The 20,781-nt window shown below is 60.8% G+C and carries 22 protein-coding genes and 2 tRNA genes; 7 read left to right on the top strand and 17 right to left on the bottom strand.

The features are described from left to right. Positions 1 to 6 precede the first annotated feature (6 nt). Both A2I95_RS02435 and A2I95_RS02430 read left to right on the top strand, forming a co-directional pair. Positions 7 to 1,332 (top strand): MFS transporter, encoded by a 1,326-nt coding sequence (locus A2I95_RS02435; protein ID WP_291727423.1) that lies wholly within the window; start codon positions 7 to 9, stop codon positions 1,330 to 1,332. 1 nt (position 1,333) lies between these two features. Beyond that, positions 1,334 to 1,762 (top strand): YqaA family protein, encoded by a 429-nt coding sequence (locus tag A2I95_RS02430; RefSeq protein WP_291727421.1) that lies wholly within the window; start codon positions 1,334 to 1,336, stop codon positions 1,760 to 1,762. A gap of 96 nt (positions 1,763 to 1,858) precedes the next feature. Here the strand turns inward: A2I95_RS02430 and A2I95_RS42495 are convergent, their stop codons facing one another. From A2I95_RS42495 to A2I95_RS02400, 7 genes are all read right to left on the bottom strand, one after another. After that, on the bottom strand, positions 1,859 to 2,260 hold the full coding sequence (locus A2I95_RS42495; RefSeq protein WP_367150619.1) for a DUF6538 domain-containing protein: 402 nt from the start codon (positions 2,258 to 2,260) through the stop codon (positions 1,859 to 1,861). Between the two features lie 96 nt (positions 2,261 to 2,356). Continuing rightward, positions 2,357 to 2,431, bottom strand: a tRNA-Phe gene (locus tag A2I95_RS02425). A gap of 82 nt (positions 2,432 to 2,513) precedes the next feature. Next, positions 2,514 to 2,717, bottom strand: coding sequence for a DNA gyrase inhibitor YacG (locus tag A2I95_RS02420; protein ID WP_291727419.1), 204 nt, complete (start codon positions 2,715 to 2,717; stop codon positions 2,514 to 2,516). Next, a complete protein-coding gene (locus A2I95_RS02415; protein WP_291727417.1) occupies positions 2,714 to 3,736 on the bottom strand; it encodes a ribonuclease E/G in 1,023 nt (340 codons plus the stop codon). The genes A2I95_RS02420 and A2I95_RS02415 overlap by 4 nt, the downstream gene beginning before the upstream one ends. Beyond that, positions 3,733 to 4,314 (bottom strand): nucleoside triphosphate pyrophosphatase, encoded by a 582-nt coding sequence (locus tag A2I95_RS02410; protein ID WP_291727415.1) that lies wholly within the window; start codon positions 4,312 to 4,314, stop codon positions 3,733 to 3,735. Before A2I95_RS02410 ends, A2I95_RS02415 begins: the two co-directional genes overlap by 4 nt. Before the next feature lie 174 nt (positions 4,315 to 4,488). Further along, complete coding sequence (infA, locus tag A2I95_RS02405; protein WP_005978431.1) at positions 4,489 to 4,707, bottom strand: translation initiation factor IF-1; 219 nt, start codon at positions 4,705 to 4,707, stop codon at positions 4,489 to 4,491. A gap of 83 nt (positions 4,708 to 4,790) precedes the next feature. Beyond that, complete coding sequence (locus tag A2I95_RS02400; RefSeq protein WP_291727412.1) at positions 4,791 to 5,669, bottom strand: carbon-nitrogen hydrolase family protein; 879 nt, start codon at positions 5,667 to 5,669, stop codon at positions 4,791 to 4,793. Positions 5,670 to 5,927: 258 nt separating this feature from the next. On the opposite strand from A2I95_RS02400, the gene A2I95_RS02395 reads away from it, so the two are divergent. Further along, entirely contained in the window at positions 5,928 to 6,848 is a 921-nt protein-coding gene (locus tag A2I95_RS02395; RefSeq protein WP_291727410.1) for a hypothetical protein, read from the top strand. Between the two features lie 39 nt (positions 6,849 to 6,887). On the opposite strand, the gene A2I95_RS02390 is transcribed toward A2I95_RS02395, so the two are convergent. Genes A2I95_RS02390 through A2I95_RS02375 form a run of 4 tightly spaced genes read right to left on the bottom strand, consistent with a single transcriptional unit; the run spans position 6,888 to position 8,808 of the window. Further along, positions 6,888 to 7,475: a GNAT family N-acetyltransferase gene (locus A2I95_RS02390; RefSeq protein ID WP_291727408.1), complete on the bottom strand. Its 588-nt coding sequence runs from the start codon at positions 7,473 to 7,475 to the stop codon at positions 6,888 to 6,890. Further along, complete coding sequence (locus A2I95_RS02385; RefSeq protein ID WP_291727406.1) at positions 7,472 to 7,870, bottom strand: ketosteroid isomerase-related protein; 399 nt, start codon at positions 7,868 to 7,870, stop codon at positions 7,472 to 7,474. The genes A2I95_RS02390 and A2I95_RS02385 overlap by 4 nt, the downstream gene beginning before the upstream one ends. Continuing rightward, positions 7,867 to 8,325: a low molecular weight phosphatase family protein gene (locus tag A2I95_RS02380; protein WP_291727404.1), complete on the bottom strand. Its 459-nt coding sequence runs from the start codon at positions 8,323 to 8,325 to the stop codon at positions 7,867 to 7,869. The genes A2I95_RS02385 and A2I95_RS02380 overlap by 4 nt, the downstream gene beginning before the upstream one ends. A gap of 3 nt (positions 8,326 to 8,328) precedes the next feature. Further along, on the bottom strand, positions 8,329 to 8,808 hold the full coding sequence (locus A2I95_RS02375; RefSeq protein ID WP_291727402.1) for a UPF0262 family protein: 480 nt from the start codon (positions 8,806 to 8,808) through the stop codon (positions 8,329 to 8,331). A 157-nt stretch (positions 8,809 to 8,965) separates the two neighbouring features. Here A2I95_RS02375 and A2I95_RS02370 point away from each other — a divergent pair, with 157 nt between their 5' ends. Next, entirely contained in the window at positions 8,966 to 9,727 is a 762-nt protein-coding gene (locus A2I95_RS02370; RefSeq protein ID WP_291727400.1) for an SDR family oxidoreductase, read from the top strand. An 81-nt stretch (positions 9,728 to 9,808) separates the two neighbouring features. On the opposite strand, the gene hisD is transcribed toward A2I95_RS02370, so the two are convergent. The 5 genes from hisD to A2I95_RS02345 all read right to left on the bottom strand — a co-directional run bounded on the left by hisD (position 9,809) and on the right by A2I95_RS02345 (position 13,692). After that, on the bottom strand, positions 9,809 to 11,110 hold the full coding sequence (hisD, locus tag A2I95_RS02365; RefSeq protein WP_291727398.1) for a histidinol dehydrogenase: 1,302 nt from the start codon (positions 11,108 to 11,110) through the stop codon (positions 9,809 to 9,811). A 159-nt stretch (positions 11,111 to 11,269) separates the two neighbouring features. Further along, positions 11,270 to 11,782, bottom strand: a complete 513-nt coding sequence (locus A2I95_RS02360; protein WP_291727396.1) for a GNAT family N-acetyltransferase — start codon at positions 11,780 to 11,782, stop codon at positions 11,270 to 11,272. Positions 11,783 to 11,785: 3 nt separating this feature from the next. Further along, a complete protein-coding gene (locus tag A2I95_RS02355; protein WP_291727394.1) occupies positions 11,786 to 12,262 on the bottom strand; it encodes a DUF2948 family protein in 477 nt (158 codons plus the stop codon). Continuing rightward, positions 12,262 to 13,530, bottom strand: coding sequence for a UDP-N-acetylglucosamine 1-carboxyvinyltransferase (gene murA / locus A2I95_RS02350; RefSeq protein ID WP_291727392.1), 1,269 nt, complete (start codon positions 13,528 to 13,530; stop codon positions 12,262 to 12,264). The genes A2I95_RS02355 and murA overlap by 1 nt, the downstream gene beginning before the upstream one ends. Positions 13,531 to 13,536: 6 nt before the next feature. Then, the gene (locus tag A2I95_RS02345; protein WP_164982766.1) at positions 13,537 to 13,692 is read right to left on the bottom strand and encodes a hypothetical protein; all 156 of its coding nucleotides are present in this window, start codon (positions 13,690 to 13,692) and stop codon (positions 13,537 to 13,539) included. 85 nt (positions 13,693 to 13,777) lie between these two features. On the opposite strand from A2I95_RS02345, the gene A2I95_RS02340 reads away from it, so the two are divergent. The 3 genes from A2I95_RS02340 to A2I95_RS02330 all read left to right on the top strand — a co-directional run bounded on the left by A2I95_RS02340 (position 13,778) and on the right by A2I95_RS02330 (position 19,872). After that, positions 13,778 to 13,852: transfer RNA gene (locus A2I95_RS02340), tRNA-Thr, on the top strand. Positions 13,853 to 14,332: 480 nt separating this feature from the next. Then, positions 14,333 to 16,681, top strand: a complete 2,349-nt coding sequence (locus tag A2I95_RS02335; protein WP_291727389.1) for a methyl-accepting chemotaxis protein — start codon at positions 14,333 to 14,335, stop codon at positions 16,679 to 16,681. A 233-nt stretch (positions 16,682 to 16,914) separates the two neighbouring features. After that, positions 16,915 to 19,872: an ATP-binding protein gene (locus A2I95_RS02330; protein WP_291727387.1), complete on the top strand. Its 2,958-nt coding sequence runs from the start codon at positions 16,915 to 16,917 to the stop codon at positions 19,870 to 19,872. Positions 19,873 to 19,923: 51 nt separating this feature from the next. Here A2I95_RS02330 and A2I95_RS02325 read toward each other — a convergent pair whose 3' ends face one another. Then, positions 19,924 to 20,763 (bottom strand): DMT family transporter, encoded by an 840-nt coding sequence (locus A2I95_RS02325; protein WP_291727385.1) that lies wholly within the window; start codon positions 20,761 to 20,763, stop codon positions 19,924 to 19,926. Between the last annotated feature and the right edge of the window lie 18 nt (positions 20,764 to 20,781).

Here is a 20,781-nt window from a genome sequence, read left to right as displayed (position 1 = left end):
GCAACCATGCTGGACATCCTGTCTGACCGCACCTACCGGCACCTCTTCCTCGCCCAGGTTGTGGCACTTCTGGGAACTGGCCTTGCGACTGTCGCACTCGGGCTGCTGGCCTACGATCTGGCGGGTGACAGTGCTGCGATGGTTCTCGGCACGGTCTTCACCATCAAGATGGTGGCCTATGTGGCGATCGCACCGATTGCGGGTGCCTTTGCGGACCGGGTGAACCGCCGCCGCCTGCTGGTCGCGCTTGACCTGGTGCGGGCGGCCGCGGCGCTGGCGCTGCCCTTCGTGACCGAGGTCTGGCAGGTTTACGTGCTGATCTTCCTGCTCCAGTCTGCCTCGGCGGCCTTCACGCCCACATTCCAGGCCACAATCCCCGATGTGCTGCTTGACGAGGCGCGCTACACGCGCGCGCTTTCGCTCTCGCGTCTGGCCTATGATCTGGAAAACATCATCAGCCCGACACTGGCAGCGCTGCTGCTGGCACTGATGAGCTACAATACGCTGTTCCTCGGCACCGTGGCGGGCTTTGCCGCCTCTGCACTGCTGGTGGTTTCCGTGATGCTGCCGAGCCCGCAGGCCGCAGAGCCGCGGGGGATTTATGACCGCACAACGCGCGGAATGCGGATCTACCTGGCAACCCCGCGCCTACGCGGCCTGCTTGCGCTCAACCTTGCAGTCTCGGCAGCCGGGGCGATGGTGCTGGTCAACTCGGTCGTTCTGGTGCGCGGCCTGCTCGGCCTGCCGGAAAGCGCGCTGGCCTGGACGATGTTCGCATTCGGCGCGGGCTCCATGGCGGCAGCGCTGCTGCTGCCAAAGCTTCTGGACCGGCTTCCTGACCGTCCTGTCATGCTTTCGGGTGCCTGCCTCATGGTCCTCTCCTTGCTTGGGCTCGCTGGGGTCACCGCCGCATCGGGTCTGCATTGGGGAGGGCTGCTTTTCACATGGCTGCTTGCGGGCTTCGGCTATTCCGCGGTGCTGACGCCCTCAGGGCGGCTGCTGAAGCGTTCGGCGCACCCCGAGGACAGGCCCGCAGTGTTTGCTGCACAGTTCGCGCTGTCGCATGCCTGCTGGCTTGTCACCTATCCGCTGTCCGGCTGGCTGATGACACAGTTCGGTGCCATCCCCGCGCTGGTGGTCCTGGCCGCGCTGGCTGGAACAGGGATCGTGGCCTGCCTGATGCAGTGGCCCGGCGGAACGGCCGGGGAAATTGAGCATACCCACGACGATCTGCCGCCGGACCACCCGCATCTGCGGGAACACGGAGCGACCGGGCACAAACACGAAGTCATCATAGACGATCTGCACCGTAGCTGGCCCGCGCGCTTCTGAAATGTTGTCCATCGCCGGCCTGTTCACGGCGGCCCTGGTTGCCGCAACACTCTTGCCTGCACAGTCAGAGGCCGTGCTTGCCGGAATGCTGATTGGCGGCAGCCACCCGGTATGGCTGCTCCTAACGGTAGCAACGGCAGGAAATGTCTTGGGTTCAATCCTCAACTGGGCGGCCGGGCGGTATCTCATGCATTTCTCGGACCGCAGCTGGTTCCCGGTATCGCGTGCGCGGCTGGATCAAGCCTCAGCTTGGTACGGCAAATGGGGCCGCTGGAGTCTTCTCGGGTCCTGGGTGCCCGTTATCGGCGATCCACTGACGCTGGCGGCAGGTCTCCTGCGCGAACCGCTATGGCGTTTCGCGCTTATCGTGACCGTCGCCAAGGGCGGAAGATATCTTGTTGTTGCCGGAATTGCATCCGCTGCCGCCTGACACGGGCCAATTTGCAGTCAGACAGCTTCCATGAATTGGACACTCGCAACAAAGAGCAGGATCACCCCGCCCGCAGGGCGGTGGCAGGGGCCGCGGTTAGTTCGGCAAAGGCTGATCCCCGCAGACGTCTATTACGTAGCCGCAGGAGCGATGTGCAGCCCGGTGGAAGGTCTCCGGCCTGCCAAGTCTTTTGAGGCGCAGGTATGTCAACACAGCCTCAGAAAGCGTCAGAGCATCAGCGGTGACATCCTGTCCTCCTGCGGTCGCCGGAGCGGCCCGGGAAAGGCCATGACGAAGAAGGTGCTTGCCTGGGAGGTCGGCGTCCTGGGTCCGCAGATGGTACCAGTATTCGTCCAGCTTGAAGGCCGCACTGGCTGCTCTTGCCATAGCCACGGGGAATGACCTGGTCCTCAGCGAGTAGGAGATCCTGGCAGAGGAATAGTGCCTATGAAGATCTGCAGGAACACGCCGGTTAAAGTAATAGATGCCCTCTTTCACGAAGACATGCCGGGAAGATTTGTACTCCAAAATGTACTACGCCTCGCTCTGCACAATGCAAAAGCTGATGCGGCACAATGGCTTAGGCTTGGGAAGTGGTGCCCGGGGGCGGAATCGAACCACCGACACGAGGATTTTCAATCCACTGCTCTACCCCTGAGCTACCCGGGCACGGGAAGGCTGATCGCCTTGGGTGGGGGCCTTCTATGCCGAGCGCGCGGCGGTGTCCAGAGGGTTTCGTAAAAGAAAATCGCTAATGCCGGGTTTGAGGCGTTTTTTCTTCCATCTGCAGCGCCCGCCGCGTTTCTTCCGAAGCGTTTTCAATATCTTCCGGGTCCAGGCTGGGCACCGCATAGGCGCCGTTCAGCCATTTCCCGAGGTCGATATCGGCACAGCGTTTGGAACAGAAAGGCTGGTGTGTCTTTTGAGCGTCCCCGCCGCAGATCAGGCAACTCATTTAAGCACCTCCCGCAGGGCGGTACGGCTGCGCTTACGCTGCAATTCGTAGTGGCCAAGATTGGTCCAGCCGGCCAGCACCGTCTCCTCAGACTCAGACCGGACTGCAGCCCGCAACGCGGTTTCAAAGCCGCGGCGGTCCTTCTTCGGCATCGGTGCAAGGTCAAGTACAATCTGCCCGCCCAATCCGCGCACACGCAAGACCCTGGGCAATGCTTTGGCTGCGGCCATGTTAGCTTTAACACCGGCCGCCAGCGAGGTGTCGGTTCCTGTATTCACATCCACCGCCACCAGCGCACGGGTCGGCTCGACAAACAGGAAGCCGCCGCCCGGCAGCGGCTCGCGGATGCCCAAAGCAACGTCCAGCGCATCCAGCACTCCCAGACGCTCAAACCCGCCCGGGTCGCGTTCTACATCCGCAGGCTCTACCCAGTCGCGCCAAGCCAAGAGATGCGGCCTGTCGCCTTCGGCCAGCACCTCAGTTTCGGAACCTTCGTCCTGCATTACCTGTGCTGCCAGCGCGGCCATTGCAGCGACATCTTCGGCGATTTCCTCGCTGTCCGCTCCGGCGCAAGCGGAGCGCAGGATCAGACCATATCCGGTTTCACCCATTTCCTCATGAGCAATTTCCAGCAGGCGGTCACGCTCGTCTTCATCACGGATGCTGCGCGAAATGTTCAGGCCCGGTGCCTCAGGAGTCACAATAGCGTAACGGCTTTTGAACAGCAGTTTTTGGGTAACCGGGATCGCTTTGCCCGGCTCGGCAACACCGGAAACCTGCACCAGGAGCATTTGCCCGGGTGCAAGCCCCTTGACCTGACGCAGGAAGGCCGGCCCGTCAGGGGTCGTCAGGAACATGCCCCCCTGCCCCTTCACCGGCCGGTCGGCACGGGCACGGTAGATGGTGCCAGGCGACGGCGTGTCGCTGTCGATCAGGAAATCCTCCAGTTTGCCATCTACCATCAACGCAGCGGCTTCACGGTCCTGGATGTGGTCGAGAATGATAGTGCGGCCCTTCATGCGGCAGCCTCCTGATACAGCGGCAGCCCGGCGGCGCGCAGCAGATTTGCGGTTTCAGACAACGGCAGCCCGACAATGCCGGTGAAGGAGCCGCTGATCCACGGAATAAAGGCGCCTGCGGGGCCTTGGATAGCATAGGCGCCGGCCTTGCCCTCCCAGTCGCCGGTGGCGAGATAGGCATTCAGTTCCTCATCAGAGAGATTCCTCATCTTCACCTGGCTGACCACGTCCTTCTCCCAGAACCTGTCCCCGCGGCGCACCGCAACGGCGGTGATCACCCGGTGGCGGCGGCCGGAGAGGGCGAGCAGGAACTCCGCCGCCTCGCCTGCATCGCGCGGCTTGCCCAGGATGCGGCGGCCCAAGGCAACGGTGGTGTCGGCGCACAGAACAACATCCTCTGTCCCCGCGGGGACAGCTTGGGTTTTTTCCCGTGTCACCCGCGCGCAATAGGCCCGCGGCAGTTCGCCTTTGAGCGGGGTTTCATCGATCTCCGGCGGGCGCACCTCGTCCGGATGCACGCCAAGCTGCGCCAGAAGCTGCAGCCGCCGCGGGCTGCCGGATCCCAAAATGAATGCCATGCCGTGGCCCTTTTGTCCGTTTGCGCCCGTCATAGGGTGAATTTCAGCATTGGAAAAGCGCGTCTGCGCCTTCCTCCTGTCAGAAATATCCCCGCCGGAGGCAGCGGCTGCAAGGCCGCAAAAACAAAAGCCCGGCAGAATGCCGGGCCTTGATATTTCTTCCAGATCAACAGCTTACTTGAAGCGATAGTTGATCCGGCCCTTGGTCAGGTCATAGGGGGTCATTTCCACCTGGACCTTGTCGCCAGCCAGAACACGGATGCGGTTCTTGCGCATCTTGCCTGCCGTATGCGCGATGATCTCATGGCCGTTCTCAAGCTCGACCCGAAACGTCGCGTTAGGCAGGAGTTCCTTCACGACACCGGGAAATTCGAGCGTATCTTCCTTGGCCATGTTGTCTCCATCATTGGGTTACCCCGCAAACTGCGGGACGTGCGCCTAAATGGGGGCATTTTTCCAATATTTCAAGGGCTCAATCAGGAAAGAGCAGCCTTTGTGACCGATTTTACCCGCGGCATTTGCTCTTCCCAATGCAGCCGGTTCAGCACCCCGCCGTCGGCCCGCACATGGGCGATGGCCTTCAGGTCGGCCTCGCCATAGGTCCAGCCCGGCTGGTTCAGCGTGCCTTCGGCCAGAACACCGGTTCCGGGGAAGCCCTTGTCCGGCGGGCCGAAAATGCCGCCTGTGCCCGTGTTCATGTCCACCGCCTCGGACCATTCGTTGGCCCCGACGATCGACGCCATGGCGGTCACGCACTGGTTTTCCAGCGCCCGCGACATAGCGCCGATACGCACCCGCCAGTATCCGGCCAGTGCTTCGGTGCAGGAGGGCACGAGAATCACATCCGTCTCCGCCAGCGCGCGGCCCAAGAGCGGGAACTCGCTATCATAGCAGATCAGCACCCCGATTCTGCCCAGCGCGGTGTCGAAGATCTTGAGAGGGCCGCCGCCCATGATGCCCCAATCCTCGCGCTCAAACCGGGTCATGATCTGCTTGTCCTGATGGTCCCGCTTACCCGCGGGCGTGTAAAGCTCCGCCCGGTTCACCGGCCTGTCCAGTCCGCTGTTTACCGGCGCGGAGGCGCCCAGGATATGCACCCCATGTTCGGCAGCCAGTTTCAGGTGCAGGGCTGCGGCATCTTTCATCTTCTCCGAAACGGAATGAATCGACCGCTCCAGATCGGCGGCGACCTCCGCACCGTCCAGCGTTGACAGCTCCATCGCGCCGTATTCCGGGAACACCAGCAAATCGGCACCATTCCCGGCGGCCTCTGCCACCCAGGCGGCCAGCTTGTCCTCATACTGCGCCCAGCTGTCGAGCCAGTCGAGCGGATAGGCGGCGGTGGCGATTTTCATGCGTTGTCTCCGGCGGTCAGCAGCCGCATCCCGGTGCGGCTTTCCGGCAGGATTGCCCTGCAAAGGCGCCCGGCGCAAGGCGGCGCGGCAAACAGATTGCAGGTGCCGCCGGGCCGGGCCGCAGTAAAAGGTTGAAAAAGATGCGCATTTTTGCAACGGAAACAGCCGCGTCCTGCGTTCCATCTTGGTGTTGCGCGGCTGTTTGGCCATTCTCGGGCGCGGACACTCATTTTAATAAATTGACAAAGGACCACTCCCTTGGCGACCAAGCTTGATGACAAGAATCTGAAAGGCGTTATTGCCGACATTCCCAAAACAGGTTTCCGTACAAAATTCTGGCGCGAATACCGCGCCGGGGCCTGCAAGGGCAGCGGTGTGGGCAAGTACATGGATCTGCTGGAGAAAATGGGGGTGCCGCCGTCGGGTGATCCGGCCAAGGCAGACCTGGACCAAATGCCGGAGATTGTTCAGGCCTTCAGCATGCTGGCCAACGCGATGCTCAAGGCGCGCGGCAAATGCGGTAAGCTGCAGTCGCACAGCCGGGAGCTGTGCCTGGCCTATGCCAAGCAGATCGAAAAGCGCGAAGATGCGGCGGCTGAGCTGGCCCGGAATGCGGACAAGATCAAGCAAAAGCAGATGGCGCAGCAGCTGAAGGTTGAGAAGGAAAATGAAGAAACCGGCAAGCATCTGGAAAAACTCAAGAAGGAGCATGACCAGAAAAACAAGCTGGTTTTGAAGGAGCTGAAGGATCTTCACACCCGCGCCAGCGAGATCGAAGGCGCTTGCAACGACATTACTAAGGCTGTGAAGCAGGCGGAAAAGGACATGGAAGCCGTCCGCAAGGCCTGGAAGACCCAGTACAATAAGGAAGGCGTCAACCGCGAGGATATCGAGGGTAAGGCAGATGCGGCTCTGCGGGCGCTGATCAAAAAGCACAAGATCGCGGTCCACGCCAAGAACATCAAGGAAACGTTGCCCAAGATCCTGAAGGAGGCCACCAGCCTGCTGAAGCAATATGCCAAGCAGTCCGGCATCGAGAAGGAGCGGATGGCAACCGGCAAGGCGCTGGTTGCGGCGCAGAACAGCTTCAAGTCCGCTCAGGACGATGTGCGGTTTTTCCTGGCCCAGCACAAACAGGCCCTGGGCGAGCTGCAGAAAGCGCGCCCCGAAGGCGTCTGAGCCTTAGGTTTCAGGCGCCCGCCGGGGCGCCTGCTTCCCTTACAGATCCCGGATCCAGAACTGCAGCGGTTTGCTTGTTTCCCCGGCCTGATCCACGTCCTTCCAGGAAAAATGCGCGATGGCGCCTCCCAGCGGGGCGTAGCCGCGTTTGCGCCAGAACGGATCCAGCGGCGCGTAGTCCGCAGGCTGGAGCGGGTGATCCGCCGGGCGCTGCACGCCGCAAAAGGCGGTCTTCTTGAACCCGTGCTTGCGGGCATGGGCCTCGCGCGCGTCAAAGAAGCCGTGGCCGACGCCATGGCCGCGGTATTCCGGCAGCAGCACGGATTCGGCGCAATAGAAGACCTCGTTCAGGTCAATACCGGTGCCCTTGAATGCTGCCGAAAAATCATCTGCATGATCCGCCAGCGGCGCGCCTGTGGAGGCGCCGACCAAGGTATCGCCGTCAAAGGCGCCAACCACCACGGCGCGGGTGCTGTCGCGGTAGCTTTGCAGGTACTCGCGCTCATACGCCAGGTCGCCGTCATAGAGATACGGCCAGGCGCGGAACACCTTGATCCGCAGGCGCGCAACATCGTCCAGCGCGGCCTCCAGCGCCGCGCCGGTCATTGCTTCGACCCGGATGGTCATCCGGCGGAAACCTGCGCAATCCAGTCCGCCAGGTTGTAATAGGTGGTGACGCGGGAAATCTTGCCGCCTTTCAGCTCAAAGAACGAGCCGCCCGGCAGGCGGTAGGTCTGGCCCTTGGCTTCCGGCAGGCCTTCGTCGGTTGCCAGATAGGTGCCGTTGACGATGAATTCCGCTGCCGCGCGGGTGCCGTCATCATTGGAAAAGATCACCATATCGGTCAGCTCTTCCTTGTAGCTGCGGCTCATATGGGCGCAGAACTCCGCGAATTTCTCTTTGCCTACGCGGATCTTACCCTCGTTGACGTGATGGGAAATCTGGTCGTCCAGGCAGTCCAGCATGGCGTCGGTATCGCCTGCGTTGAAGGCTGCAAAGTAACGCGCGATGGTGTCGGTCATGTTCTCTCCGTCGGTTCGCCCCAGCGGCTTTTCAGATGCTGGATGATTTGGTCCCGTGATTGCCGGTAGACGTCTAGCTTGGCTTCGCGCGTCTCGCCGAGCCCGGTAGGGTCCATAATCGGCCAATATTCGACATCGAGGTGAAAAAAACGGGTGAGTTCCAGCGCCCGGCGCTGGCTGGCGGGCGACAGCGCCACCACCAGATCAAAGGAGGAGAGATCATCGCCCCAACGCTCCATCTCATCGAACGAGCGCGACCGGTGGCGCGACAGTTCGACATCGATTTCCTGGCAGACCGCGATAGAGAAACCGTCGATCTCCATGTCGTTCTTGACACCGGCCGACTGCACATAGGTGCCGGTGCCATAGAACTTCTTCATGATGCCCTCCGCCATCGGAGACCGGACCGAATTATGGTCGCAACAGAACAGAATGGACTGCGGCAGCTCCTCCACCCGTCAGCCTCCGAAATGCAAAACGCAGATCAAGGTGAACAGGCGCCGGGCGGTATCAGTGTCAACTTCCGCTTTACCTTCCAGCCGTTCCTGCAGAACCCGGCTGCCTTCGTTGTGAATCCCGCGCCGCGCCATATCAATGGTCTCGATCTGGCTGGGCGGCATGGTTTTCACTGCACTGAAGTAGCTTTCGCAAATTTGGTAATAGTCCTTGACCACCTGACGGAACGGCGACAGCGACAGGTGGAACTCTGCTGCTTTCTCGCCCGCTTCCGTATTGATATCAAAGACCAGCCGCTTGTCACGGATCGCCAGTCCCAAATGGTAGGGGCCTGCGGGCTGGTTGTGCCCTTCGCGAGGCGGCAAAGCAAAACTGTTGTCCTCGATCAGATCATAGATCGCTACTTTCCGCTCCTGCTCAATCTCAGGCGTCGGAGGCGGCAGGTTGCGGTCGTCAAGTTCGATATGGCTGATGCGGCTCATGGGTCTTTGTCTCTAATATGCGCTGAGGCGTCCGGCCATGAGTATCGCACCGGCGTGCCTGGGGCAATGCAGCAGCGGGCGTCAATGATATGCCGGTTTGCGGCAGAGCTTGACAGGCCACGCCCGCACGCACAGCTTGCCTGCAACAGGAGACAGGATGATGACAGGGCTTGAACGGTTTCCCCTCAAAGGCCAGCGCGCGCTGGTGACAGGTTCCACGGACGGGCTGGGGTTTGCCGCTGCCCGTTTGCTGTCTGAAGCCGGGGCCAAGGTTTGGGTGAACGGACGCAGCAAAGAGAGAGTGGCAGAGGCCTTGAACCGGATGCCTGGAAAGGCCCGCGCATTGGTTCTGGATGTGGCTGACGAGGGATCTGCAGCGGCGGGATTTGAGAGCATCGCGGATGAAGGCGGGCTCGATATTCTGGTCAATAACGTAGGCCAGCGAGACCGGCGCGGCCTGGCGGAATTCACGCGATCCGATTTACAAGCGCTATGGGATGTTGATCTGGTCGCCCCGTTCCGCCTTGCCCAATTGGCTGCCGCCCAAATGACGCCAAAGGGGTATGGCCGCATCATCAACATTTCCTCCATTGCCGGCCTCATCGCGCAATCCGGGGATGCGGCCTATACAACAGCCAAAGCCGGCATCAATGGCATGACCAAGGCACTGGCAGCGGAGCTTGGCCCCCATGGCATCACAGTCAATGCTATTGCCCCGGGTTTCTTCAAAACCACCCCCAACATGTCCGCAGCCGCCGACCCGGAAATTGCAGTGAAATTGAAAAATGCCACCTCGCTCGGCCGCTGGGGCGAGCCTGAGGAGCTGGCGCCCGCCATCCTGTTCCTCGCCTCCCCTGCCGCGTCCTACATCACCGGGCAGGTGCTGGCTGTGGATGGCGGCTATACCGCGCACTATTGAATGCGCGCGATTCTTCTTCTGGCTAAAAGTATCCCGGGGGGAATGCGCGGCACGCGCAGAGGGGCAGCGCCCCTGCCCCGCTTACTTGTTCAGCGCATCCAGCCGGGCGGTGACGGAAAGACTGTGCGCCTGCAGGCTTTCACTGTGAGCCAGAATTTCTGCCGCCGGGCCAATTGCCCGCAGCGCGTCCGATGTCATTTGGCTAAGGGTCGTGCGCTTGAGGAAGTCCAGAACTGACAATCCGGAAGAAAACCGGGCCGAACGCGCCGTCGGCAGCACATGGTTCGGACCACCGACGTAGTCGCCAATGGCTTCGGGCGTGTATTGACCCAGGAAGATGGCGCCTGCGTGGATGGTTTTCTCGCTCAAGGCCACCGGATCGGCGACACACAACTCCAGATGTTCCGGTGCGATGCGGTTGGACAGCGCTGCCGCCTCATCCAGGTCCCGCACGGTAATCACCGCACCATAGTCCCGCCAGGAGGGCCCGGCAATTGCGCGGCGTTCCAGTGTTTCCAGGCGCTTGTCCACCGCGGCGGCCACAGCCAAGCCGAATCCTTTGTCATCGGTGATCAGAATTGACTGGGCGCTTTCGTCATGCTCGGCTTGGCTCATCAGATCCAGCGCGATCCAGTCGGGATTGTTGTCCTTATTCGCAATCACCAGAATTTCAGACGGCCCGGCGATCATGTCGATGCCGACCTTGCCGAAGACCCGCCGCTTGGCCGCAGCGACAAAGGCATTGCCGGGGCCGGTGATCTTATCCACCGGGGCGATGGTTTCAGTGCCATAGGCCAGCGCCGCCACCGCCTGCGCCCCGCCGACCCGGTAGATTTCATCCACTCCTGCAATCTTTGCTGCCAGCAGCACCAGCGGGTTGATCTGCCCGTCCGGGGTTGGAACCGTGACCGCCAGCCGCTGAACGCCTGCAACCTTGGCCGGGATCGCGTTCATCAGCACCGAAGACGGGTAGGAGGCCAGCCCGCCCGGTACGTACAGACCAGCCGCCGAGACCGCCGACCAGCGCCAGCCCAGTGTTGCGCCGCTCTCGTCCGTCCACTGCGCATCCTCAGGCATCTGACGCGCGTGATAGGCGCGGATGCGCTCTGCCGCCACTTTCAGCGCCTGACGCTCTTCAGCAGAAACCGTGGCGATGGCCGCCTCCACCTCTGCATCGGTAATCCGCAGTTGCGCAGGCTCCAGCTTCATCCGGTCAAACTTCGCTGTCAGCTCCACCAGCGCGGCATCACCGCGGGCACGCACGTCAGCGATGATCCCGGCCACGACAGCGTCCACATCCGGACTATCCTCGCGCTTGGCGCCCAAGAGAGCGGCGAAGGATTGTTCGAAATCGGAATCGGCGGTGTTCAGAAACTGCGGCATCGGGATCTCCTTTGGCCCTCGCATAGCTTTATGCCGGAGCGGCCTCAAGAACTATGACGCAGGGCGGTGCAATTGGACGCAAGGACGGGGCACCGCCCCTTTTGGGCCATTTGACCAATTAACACCGGAGCATTCGGGACCAGAAAGAAGCAGCTGCTGTCAGGGAAGGGATTTTCGCATCGGGATGCAGGGTGTGCCGCAGCCCCCCTGAGGGGCATCAACGCTTTGCCAGCCATTGGCCCGGTAAAAGCCCAGCGCTGTGCGGGTCGCGTTCAGCCGTCCTTCGCGATGGCCAGCCCCGCACAGCTCCACCTCAAGACGCCTCAGCATAACAGACCCGGAACCTTGCCCTGCAGCATCCGGGGAAACATAAAGCAAGGAGATCAGCCCCTCCGGGGCCACCCCCCCGACCGCCTCGGGTCCGCCGCCCCGTTCTGCCAGCCAGTAGCGGCCGGGTCCATCAATCCAATTGCGAATCTGCGCAGGCGACTTGTTTGCAGTCCAATCGGCTATTTTTCCGGCATCATCGCCGTGATCCGCCTGGCACAGATCGCGGATCGACGCGGTGAGCACCTGGCTCATGGCGAATACATCAAAGACCGTGGCGGGGCGGATCACCAATTCCGCTGCGGGACGGGCAAACGCCTGGGAAATGCCGCGCTTGTTCTGCACGGGTCACGCACCATGATCCGGCGCGTGACCCGACGGTGCAAGATAAGGCCGGGTGACATCCCGCAGGGACACCTCCAGCGCCTCGACCGCCAAGCGCACCGCGCCGTCGCCGGCCAAGGTCAGCAATACGTGGCCGGCACCGTCCTCATCCGGCTCGAAATCAACCGAAAGCAGCGACAGGACCAGGTCCTTGTCCTTGCGGTCCACGCCCTGCGACGCAACAGCCAGCACATTGTCCACCACCAGCAGCGACTGAACCCGCTCATAAGCCCGGCCACGGCGTTCCGCAGCCTCGCGGTCTTCCCAGCGGAAACGGTTCACCAGCAGGGCAAAGCGGCGCTTGGAGGCGCGCCAGCTCATTTCGGTGACCGGAAACACCGCATCCTGCACCAGCGACGACAGGATCTTGAGATCCTCCGCCTCCAGCGCGCCCAGGTTCAGAGGCGCCTCGCGGCCGTCTTCAAAGCTTGCATCCGCCATTACTCTTCCCTGACCCGTTCGATATTGGCGCCGACGCCGGACAGTTTGCGCACCACATGTTCATAGCCACGGTCCAAGTGGTAGACCCGGCTCACCTTGGTTTCGCCTTCCGCCGCCATGCCGGCCAGGATCAGCGAGACCGAGGCGCGCAAGTCGGTTGCCATCACCGGAGCGCCTTTCAGCGTTTCAACGCCGGTCACGGTTGCATGGCCGCCGTGCACCTCGATCTGCGCGCCCATGCGCACCAGCTCCGGCGCGTGCATAAAGCGGTTCTCGAAGATTTTCTCTTCCAGAACAGACGTGCCTTCAGCAGTACACATCAGCGCCATCATCTGCGCCTGCAAGTCGGTCGGAAAGCCGGGGAACGGTTCGGTGACCACGTCCACAGCCCGGATCCGGCCGTTCTTACGGCTGACGGTCAGGCTGTTCGTGCCTTCGGTGATCTCGACGCCTGCGGCCTCCAGCTTGTCGCAGAAGCTTTCCAGCAGGCTGCGGCGTCCGCCCAGCAATTCCACCTCGCCGCCGCAGATCGCTGGTGCCAGCATATAGGTGCCCAGCTCGATCCGGTCGGTCACTACCTGATGCGTTGCGCCATGCAGCCGGTCGACGCCTTGAATGGTGATGTCCGGGGAGCCGTCGCCCTCGATCTGCGCGCCCATTTTCCGCAGGCAATCGGCCAGATCGACAATCTCCGGCTCGCGTGCGGCGTTCTTGATGACGGTGGTGCCTTTTGCCAGAGTGGCCGCCATCATGATGTTTTCGGTAGCCCCGACCGAAGCAAAGCTCAGCTCGATTACCGCGCCTTTCAGCCCCCCCGGGGCCTTTGCGTGCAGATAGCCGTCCTTCAGCTCAATCTCGGCGCCCAGCGCCTCAAGACCCTGGATGTGCAGATCCATCGGCCTGGCGCCAATTGCACAGCCGCCGGGCAGCGACACCACCGCCTGCCCCAGCCGCGCCAGCATCGGACCCAGCACCAGGTTGGAGGCGCGCATTTTCCGCACGATGTCATAGTCAGCCACATGGCTGGTCAGGTCATGGCTCGACAGTGCCAGCACCTGGCCGTCCTGCAGGCTGGACACTTCGGCGCCCAATGACTGCAAGAGCAGTGTCATTGTCTTGATATCGCTCAACCGCGGCGCATTGGTCAGCGTCAGCGGTTCTTCGCTGAGGAGCGTTGCAGGCATCAGGGTGAGGCAGGCGTTTTTGGCCCCTGCGATTGGAATCTGCCCGTTCAGCGGGCCGTTACCAGTTACCAGAATCGAATCCATCTGCCCTTACTCTCCGTTTTTGCCCGTATCCTGGTCCGGCTTTTCCGCCCGCGCCTTGGCCTGAGCCTTGCGCCGGGCCATATTTGCCTTGAGCGCTGCCTTCAGCCGGTCTTCGCGCGATGCCGCTGACCTGTCGTTTTTCGGTGTTTTCTTTTCAGCCATAAGACTTCTGTAACTGAGTGGGAAAAAACCGTCCAGAATGCTCTTGCGCCCCTCAGCGTTTATGCCTAAAAGCCCCCTCACCGGCGCTGCTGTAGCTCAGAGGTAGAGCACTCCCTTGGTAAGGGAGAGGTCGAGAGTTCAATTCTCTCCAGCAGCACCATATTTCAAAAATTCAATGTTTTCAGAATACTGGGCGGATAGTGCCGGTATTTCAGCAACCTGCCCCAGCATGACGAGCGCTGCAAACACGCAAAATTACCGTGTGTACTGGGATTTTCACGGCCTCAGCCTCGCAACCGGCCCGCTCTGCCGCCCCTGAACATAACTTGGCCTGGTGCAGCAGATACAGAAGCTGGCACATGAGATTCGCTGCTGCCCCAAGACCAGGCTGGGGGCGGCGCGGCTCGATGGTGCATCGGTGATTCGCAACAGACTCGTAAGGCCACAGATAAAAATGGACCTGCTTTTATGCTGCATCTGACCTGCCAAATGCAGCAAATCAGGGGTTTTGGCACATAATTTAACGCTGCGGAAATGAATCCCATCAAGTGTTTTGGCATCAGGCGCCATCCAACTGGCACCATTCACGGCTGCTCCCAGGCTGCCGGCAGACACAAATGTTGATGGGAACTACGCTGCAATGACTCGACTGTTCAAATTCTGGGCGAATATGCCATTGGGCCGCAAACTGCCGCTGTCTATCGCCGCCCCCACGATACTTCTGACCCTCGCCTCTGGCATTTTCTTTGCTTGGGAGGCCGGGCAAGCATTGAAGGCTAACCGGGAAGCCGCCTATGCGACACTGCTGGAAGAGCGTAAGGAAGCACTGGAAAACTGGGTAGCCGATCTGCGCTCGCAGACCCGGACACTGGTTGCCAGTAAAGCAGTCGAAACGGCATTGCGGGACTTTTCCAACGGTTTCTATTCACTGGGCGATGACCCCAGCGGGCATCTGCGCGCCGCCTATGCAGACGGCAACCCCAATCCTGCAGGTGAACGCTACAAACTGCTCGATGCCAAAGACAAATCCGCCTGGTCTATCCGCCACAAGATGAACCACACTGGATTTGTCACCTTTCTGGAAGAACAGGGGTTCCTGGACGCCTATCTTTTGGATGTGCAGGGCAACATGGTCTATGCAGTGCAAAAGAACGATGATTTTGCGCTGAATTATTTGGATGGGCCGTATCAGGACAGCGGGCTAGGCGTGGCATTCCGCGCCGCGCTGGAACTGGAGCACGGCCAGGTGTTCCTGTCGGAAATGGCCGCCTACGAAGCCGATGAGGGCCGCCCGGCAATGTTCATCTCTGCTCCAATCCTGAAGAAAGGCGCAATGATGGGGGCGCTGGTGCTGCGCGTCCCGGTTGAAGACATTTCCGAGCTCCTGTCCCACTCCAGCCTGCTGGGGAAAACCGGCCAGGCCTACCTGGTGCGCGGCGATGGCGTGGCATTGACTGCTTCAAACCGCGGCGGCGGGCATCAGGCATTGTCGGATCTGCCCGGTTTGACACAGATTACGGCGGCACTTGGCGGCGGGAAGAGCAGTTTTTCCGGCACTCCGGGTCTGGCGGGCCAACCGGTCGAGGCCATGGCTGCAGGCGTCGCCCTCGACGACCGGACCTGGGGTATTGTCCTGGAAGTCGACAGCGCCGAGGCGCTGGCAGCCCAAAACAGCCTGTCCAACGCCGCCATGCTGCAGGCCGTTGGCGTGGCATTGGCTGTTGCACTATTGTCCTGGGTGGCAGCCCGCAGCATTGCCCGCAAGGTTTCGGCCCTGTCCGACAGTGTCGAACACATTGCAGCCAAGGATTACAATCACCCTGTCGCGGGTCATGGCACCGGCGATGAATTCGGCAATATTGCTGGTATTCTCGAAGGTTTCAAAACCGACTTGCAAAATGCCCGGGCGGCAGAAGAGGAACGGGCTGAATTGCAACGCCAGCAGGATCTCGTGGTTGGTGAACTGCGTAACGGCCTGAAGCATCTGGCAAACGGGGACTTTTCGAACCCGATAACAAAACCCTTCCCCGAAGCGTATAAAGGCCTGCGCCTCGACTTCAACCAGACAGCTGACACATTGAACAATACGGTGCGCGAAGTGGTGGAAGCCACCACCAGCATCCGCAACGGCACTTCGGAAATCAGCCAGGCCTCAGACGACCTGTCGCAGCGCACCGAAAGCCAGGCCGCTACGCTGGAGCAGACCGCTGCTGCGCTGGATCAGATGACCGCCAGCGTCAAGGCCGCTGCCGATGGCGCACGCCGCGTCGAAACCGCCATGAATGAGGCCCGCGACGAAGCCGAGGCCAGCGGTGAAGTGGTGCGGAACGCGGTGTCTGCGATGAACGGGATCGAAGCATCAGCCTCCCATATTTCGCAAATCATCGGAGTGATCGACGATATCGCCTTTCAGACAAACCTGCTGGCGCTGAATGCAGGCGTCGAAGCGGCGCGCGCAGGCGATGCCGGGCGCGGCTTTGCAGTTGTTGCCTCCGAAGTGCGGGCACTGGCACAGCGATCCTCGGATGCGGCCATGGAAATCAAGGCGCTGATCTCCAATTCCGGTGACCAGGTGGCAAAGGGGGTGGATCTGGTCGGCAAAGCCGGCCAGGCGCTGAACAGCATTGTCTCCCAGGTCACTCATATCTCGGGTCTTGTCTCGGGGATTGCCGAGGGAGCAGCAGAACAATCCACTGGCATTGGTGAAATCAACACCGGCGTCATGCAACTGGACCAGGTGACCCAGCAGAACGCCGCGATGGTGGAGCAGATGACGGCAGCAGGCCAGCTGCTGAACGGCGACGCTTCCAAGCTGGCCGGGCTGGTGGATAACTTCAATGTCGGAATGGACACACCTTCACCCCGTCAGACGCCGGAACCAGTTCAGCCATCCGCTCACGGCTCTGGCTGGGATGATCTGCCAGAAACGCATTCCGCCATTCCGGCCATGGATGGCTCTGCCGCATTGGCAAAATGGCAGGATTTTTAATCCTGACTGGACCGGGGCGCATCTGGAAAAGACAACAGCCTGGCTGCAATACCCGAATTGCAACGGTCCGCTTCGGCCCCCGCGACGGCGGCCGAAGCGCCGTTCAAGCAGCGCCGGTGTTGTGAAAACCAAATTTTCAGACTTTAAGAGGACATTGGGGCTGAACCGAACACTTGGCATACATTCTGGACACGGATGCCAGCGGTGTTTCGCGCAAATGCAAAGGTGGCAAGATGGCCGTGTCTAAAATTCCTGCACGCTGGCTGCGCGCCTTCAGCAACCGGACATACCTGCCTGCCCTGCTTGCCTTGGCGGTAGTCTGTGCTGCGGGATTTTATGCTGAGCAGCAAAACGCCACAATCCACCACCAGTCCGAACGCGCCAGGGTCCAGCAAGAAGCAGGGATGCTCAAGTCCCGGCTGGAAGGTCAGGTCAATGGCGACTATCAGCGGTTGCGCGGGCTGGCCGCGATGCTGGCCACAGAGCCGGATATGGAGCAGGCCCGGTTCAGCCGGATGGCTGCGCAGGTGCTCGAAGGAAAGACCGCCATCCGGCACATAGCTGCAGCACCCGGCCTGGTGGTCTCGTTGGTCTACCCGGTGAAAGGGAACGAACCTGTCATTGGGCTGGACTACAATCAGAATGCAGCGCAGCGCGCGGCGGCGCACCGGGTGCGTGATAGCGGTGACATGGTGCTGGCCGGACCGGTAAAGCTGGTACAGGGCGGTTCCGGGTTTATCTACCGGCTGCCTATTTTCACCGGGTCAGGGACTGACCGGCAATTCTGGGGCATTCTCTCAGCGGTGGTCGCCACTGGCACTCTTTATACAGAGACCGGGATCAACGGCAACAAGGGCGGCCTGGAAATAGCGCTGACTGGCCAAGACGGGACAGGCCCCTCTGGCCGCCAGTTTTTCGGCGTGCCGGACATGCTGACCGGAGATCCCGTTCTGCTGGACATAAACCTGCCAGTTGGCTCCTGGAAACTGGCCGCCCGCCCCCAAGGCGGCTGGCAAAGCGTTCCTGGCAACCTGTGGAAGCTGAGACTGGCTCTGCTGGCGGCGGCGGCACTGGTCGTTTTCCCGACGTTTCTGGCCGGCAGGCTGTCTGCTGCGCGGCAAACCGTGATCGGCAAGCTGCGGCGAAGGGAAGCCGAGCTTGAGGCAGTCTCGCGGCGGTTGGAAATTGCGGTCAAGACATCCAGGGTCGGCATTTGGGAATGCGACTCGGAGAACCAGAAAGTGAGCTGGGACAGCCGCATGCATGAACTTTACGGCGTGCCCGCGGACCAAGGGCCGCTGGAGGGGGCAGAGTGGATGGCCATGCTGCATCCCGGCGACCGGGACCGGGTGGACAAGGCACTGCAGTCAGCAGAACGGAACAAGACACACTTTGCCTCGGATTTCCGGATCGTTCTGGGAGATGGCACCTTCAAGCATATCAGGGCGCTGGCCAGCCCGTTTACAGATGCGCAAGGCCGCGACTGGATGATCGGCGTCAACTGGAATGTGTCGGAAGATGTCCATCTGCGCGAAGAACTGATCCGTGCGAATCAGACATTGTCCGAGCGGAACAGCGAACTGAAACACGGTAAACGCGCACTGGAAGATGCCCATGCCGCACTGCAAAAACAACAGGCGGAGCTGTACCGTTTGTCGCTGGTCGCAAAACACGCGTCCGACAGTATCATCCTGACCGATGCAGAGCGGCAGATCCTCTGGGTCAACGACGCCTTCACCCGCGTCACAGGTTATTCCGCCAACGAGGCGATTGGCCGGACACCTTCAGAAATGCTGGACGGCCCGGATACCGATCTTGGCGTGATCCGGGAAATGAACCGCCATAAAGACCTTGGCATCCGCTATCACAACGAAGTGCTCACCTACACCAAATCAGGGGAAGAAGCCTGGTTCGATACCAATATCGTCCCGGTGACCGGCGAAGATGGCACAGTCGACTTGATTATCGGCATTGAGCGCGACATCACCCATAGCAAACTGCGTGAACGGGAACTTGCAGAGGCCAAGGTTGCCGCTGAACAGGCCGATCGGGCCAAATCGGAGTTCCTGGCCAACATGAGCCACGAAATCCGCACTCCGATGAACGGCATCATCGGCATGGCCGACCTGCTGGCAGAGGCCGAGCTTCCGCCGGATGAACAGCAGAATGTGGAAACCATCCGCAGTTCGGCACAAGCACTGCTGAAGATCATCAATGACATTCTCGACCTGTCGCGGCTGGAAGCAGGGAAATTCTCCATAATCGAAGAGGACTTCAATCTGCGGGACTGCATTGCCAGTGCGGCGGGGCTGTTCCGCCCGAAAGCGCTGGCAAAAGGTTTATCGCTGCAAGTCTCCTACGCTGACGGACTGGCGGAACGGCTGCATGGTGACGACGGGCGCTTGCGGCAAATTCTGGTCAATTTGATCGGCAACGCTGTCAAGTTCACGCCGCAAGGCAGAATTGACGTCCGCATCTCGCATGCCAATGGAAATCCATGCCGCCTTGTCGCTGAAGTCGAGGACAGCGGGATCGGAATTTCCGAATCTCAAGCGCGCCATATCTTTGACCGTTTCACCCAAGCGGACGCGGCAACGACAAAGGCGTTTGGCGGAACCGGGCTGGGGCTTACTATTTCCAGCATGCTGGCCAAGCGGATGGGTGGCAGCATTTCGGTAAAATCGGATCCCGGCCAAGGCTCTTGTTTCCGGCTGGAGCTGCAGATGGCGCCAGCCAAGCAAGCGCCCCCCCCGGCCGCGGAGATTTCACTGGGCACTGCACCTCGGATCAGACCTTGCAAGGTTCTGCTGGCTGAAGACAACCAGACCAACAGGCTGCTGATCCGCAAATTCCTTCGCGGCCAGCCGGTTGAGCTGGCTGAAGCCGGCAACGGCCGGGCGGCAGTTAATATGTTCAAGGAGCAGCAGCCGGATGTTATCCTGATGGACATGTCGATGCCCGAGCTGGACGGCATTGCCGCCACCCGGGAGATCCGCAACCTGCCCATTCCCCAGCCAATAATCATTGCCCTGACGGCAAACGCGTATTCCAGCGACCGGCAAGCCTGCCTGGATGCGGGCATGGATCACTTCTTGGCCAAGCCGGTCAAAAAGGCGGTTCTGCTGCACACTTTGGCATCATTTCTGATAGACACTGCCCCCTTTGAGCAGCAGCCCAGAGCAAGAGCCTGAGGTCTCAATCCAATCCCATTGACTGCGCCAGCGCATCAAGCCGCACAGGGTCTAGACAGCCATTCCGATCAGGGCCACACCGCAGGCCATCAATACCGCAGAACCAAGCCGCCGCATCCAGTATCCTTCTTTGAGAAAGAAAAATCCGATCAGCGCGGCAAAGATCACAGACGTTTCCCGCAGCGCGGAAACAGCGCCCAGCGGGGCAAAGTTCTTGGCATAAAGCACCAGCCCGTAAGCCGTCATAGATACCAGCCCTCCGGCAATCCCCAGGATCCATGTCCGCTTGGGCAAAGCCGTCAGCGTGCGGCGCTTGCGCACGGCTATGAACACGGCGATGAAAATGTGCAGAAATGCCCCCCAGGCCCAATAGCTGAGTGTGTTACCGGACAGGCGTACGCCGATACCGTCGACCAATGAATAAATCGAAATGCAAAAACCGGTCCCCACGGCAAAGCCGAGGGCCGCACGCCCGACACCTGAGCGCAGCGCTTTCCAGCTGCTGAGCTGGATGCCAAGGGCAATCACCACAATGCCCCCCCAGGCCTGCAACGGCAAAACCTCGCCGGCAAAGATCATCGCCCATATGCCGACAAGCGCCGGCACGATCCCCCTGGCAATCGGGTATACGACGCTGAGGTCACCGTGCTGATAGGCGCGGCCAAGCATGTAGTAGTACCCGAAATGAACGACCGTTGAGAGCAGGATATAGACAAAGCTTTCAGCAGAAGGCAGCGGTAAAACTGTGATCATCACGGCACTGGGGATCACTTGGCCAAAGGCAACCAGCCCGAGTGTGGTGGTGCGGTCCGCAGCCGTCTTCACGATAGCGTTCCACACAGCATGCAACAGCGCTGCCGACAAGATGATAGCGATGATAAATAGGGTCATTTTCTGGACAGGCCTTTA

Source organism: Leisingera sp. F5, from assembly GCF_001593695.1.
The sequence above is the reverse complement of the archived record's forward strand: the minus strand, read 5'-3'. Positions and strand labels throughout refer to the sequence as shown.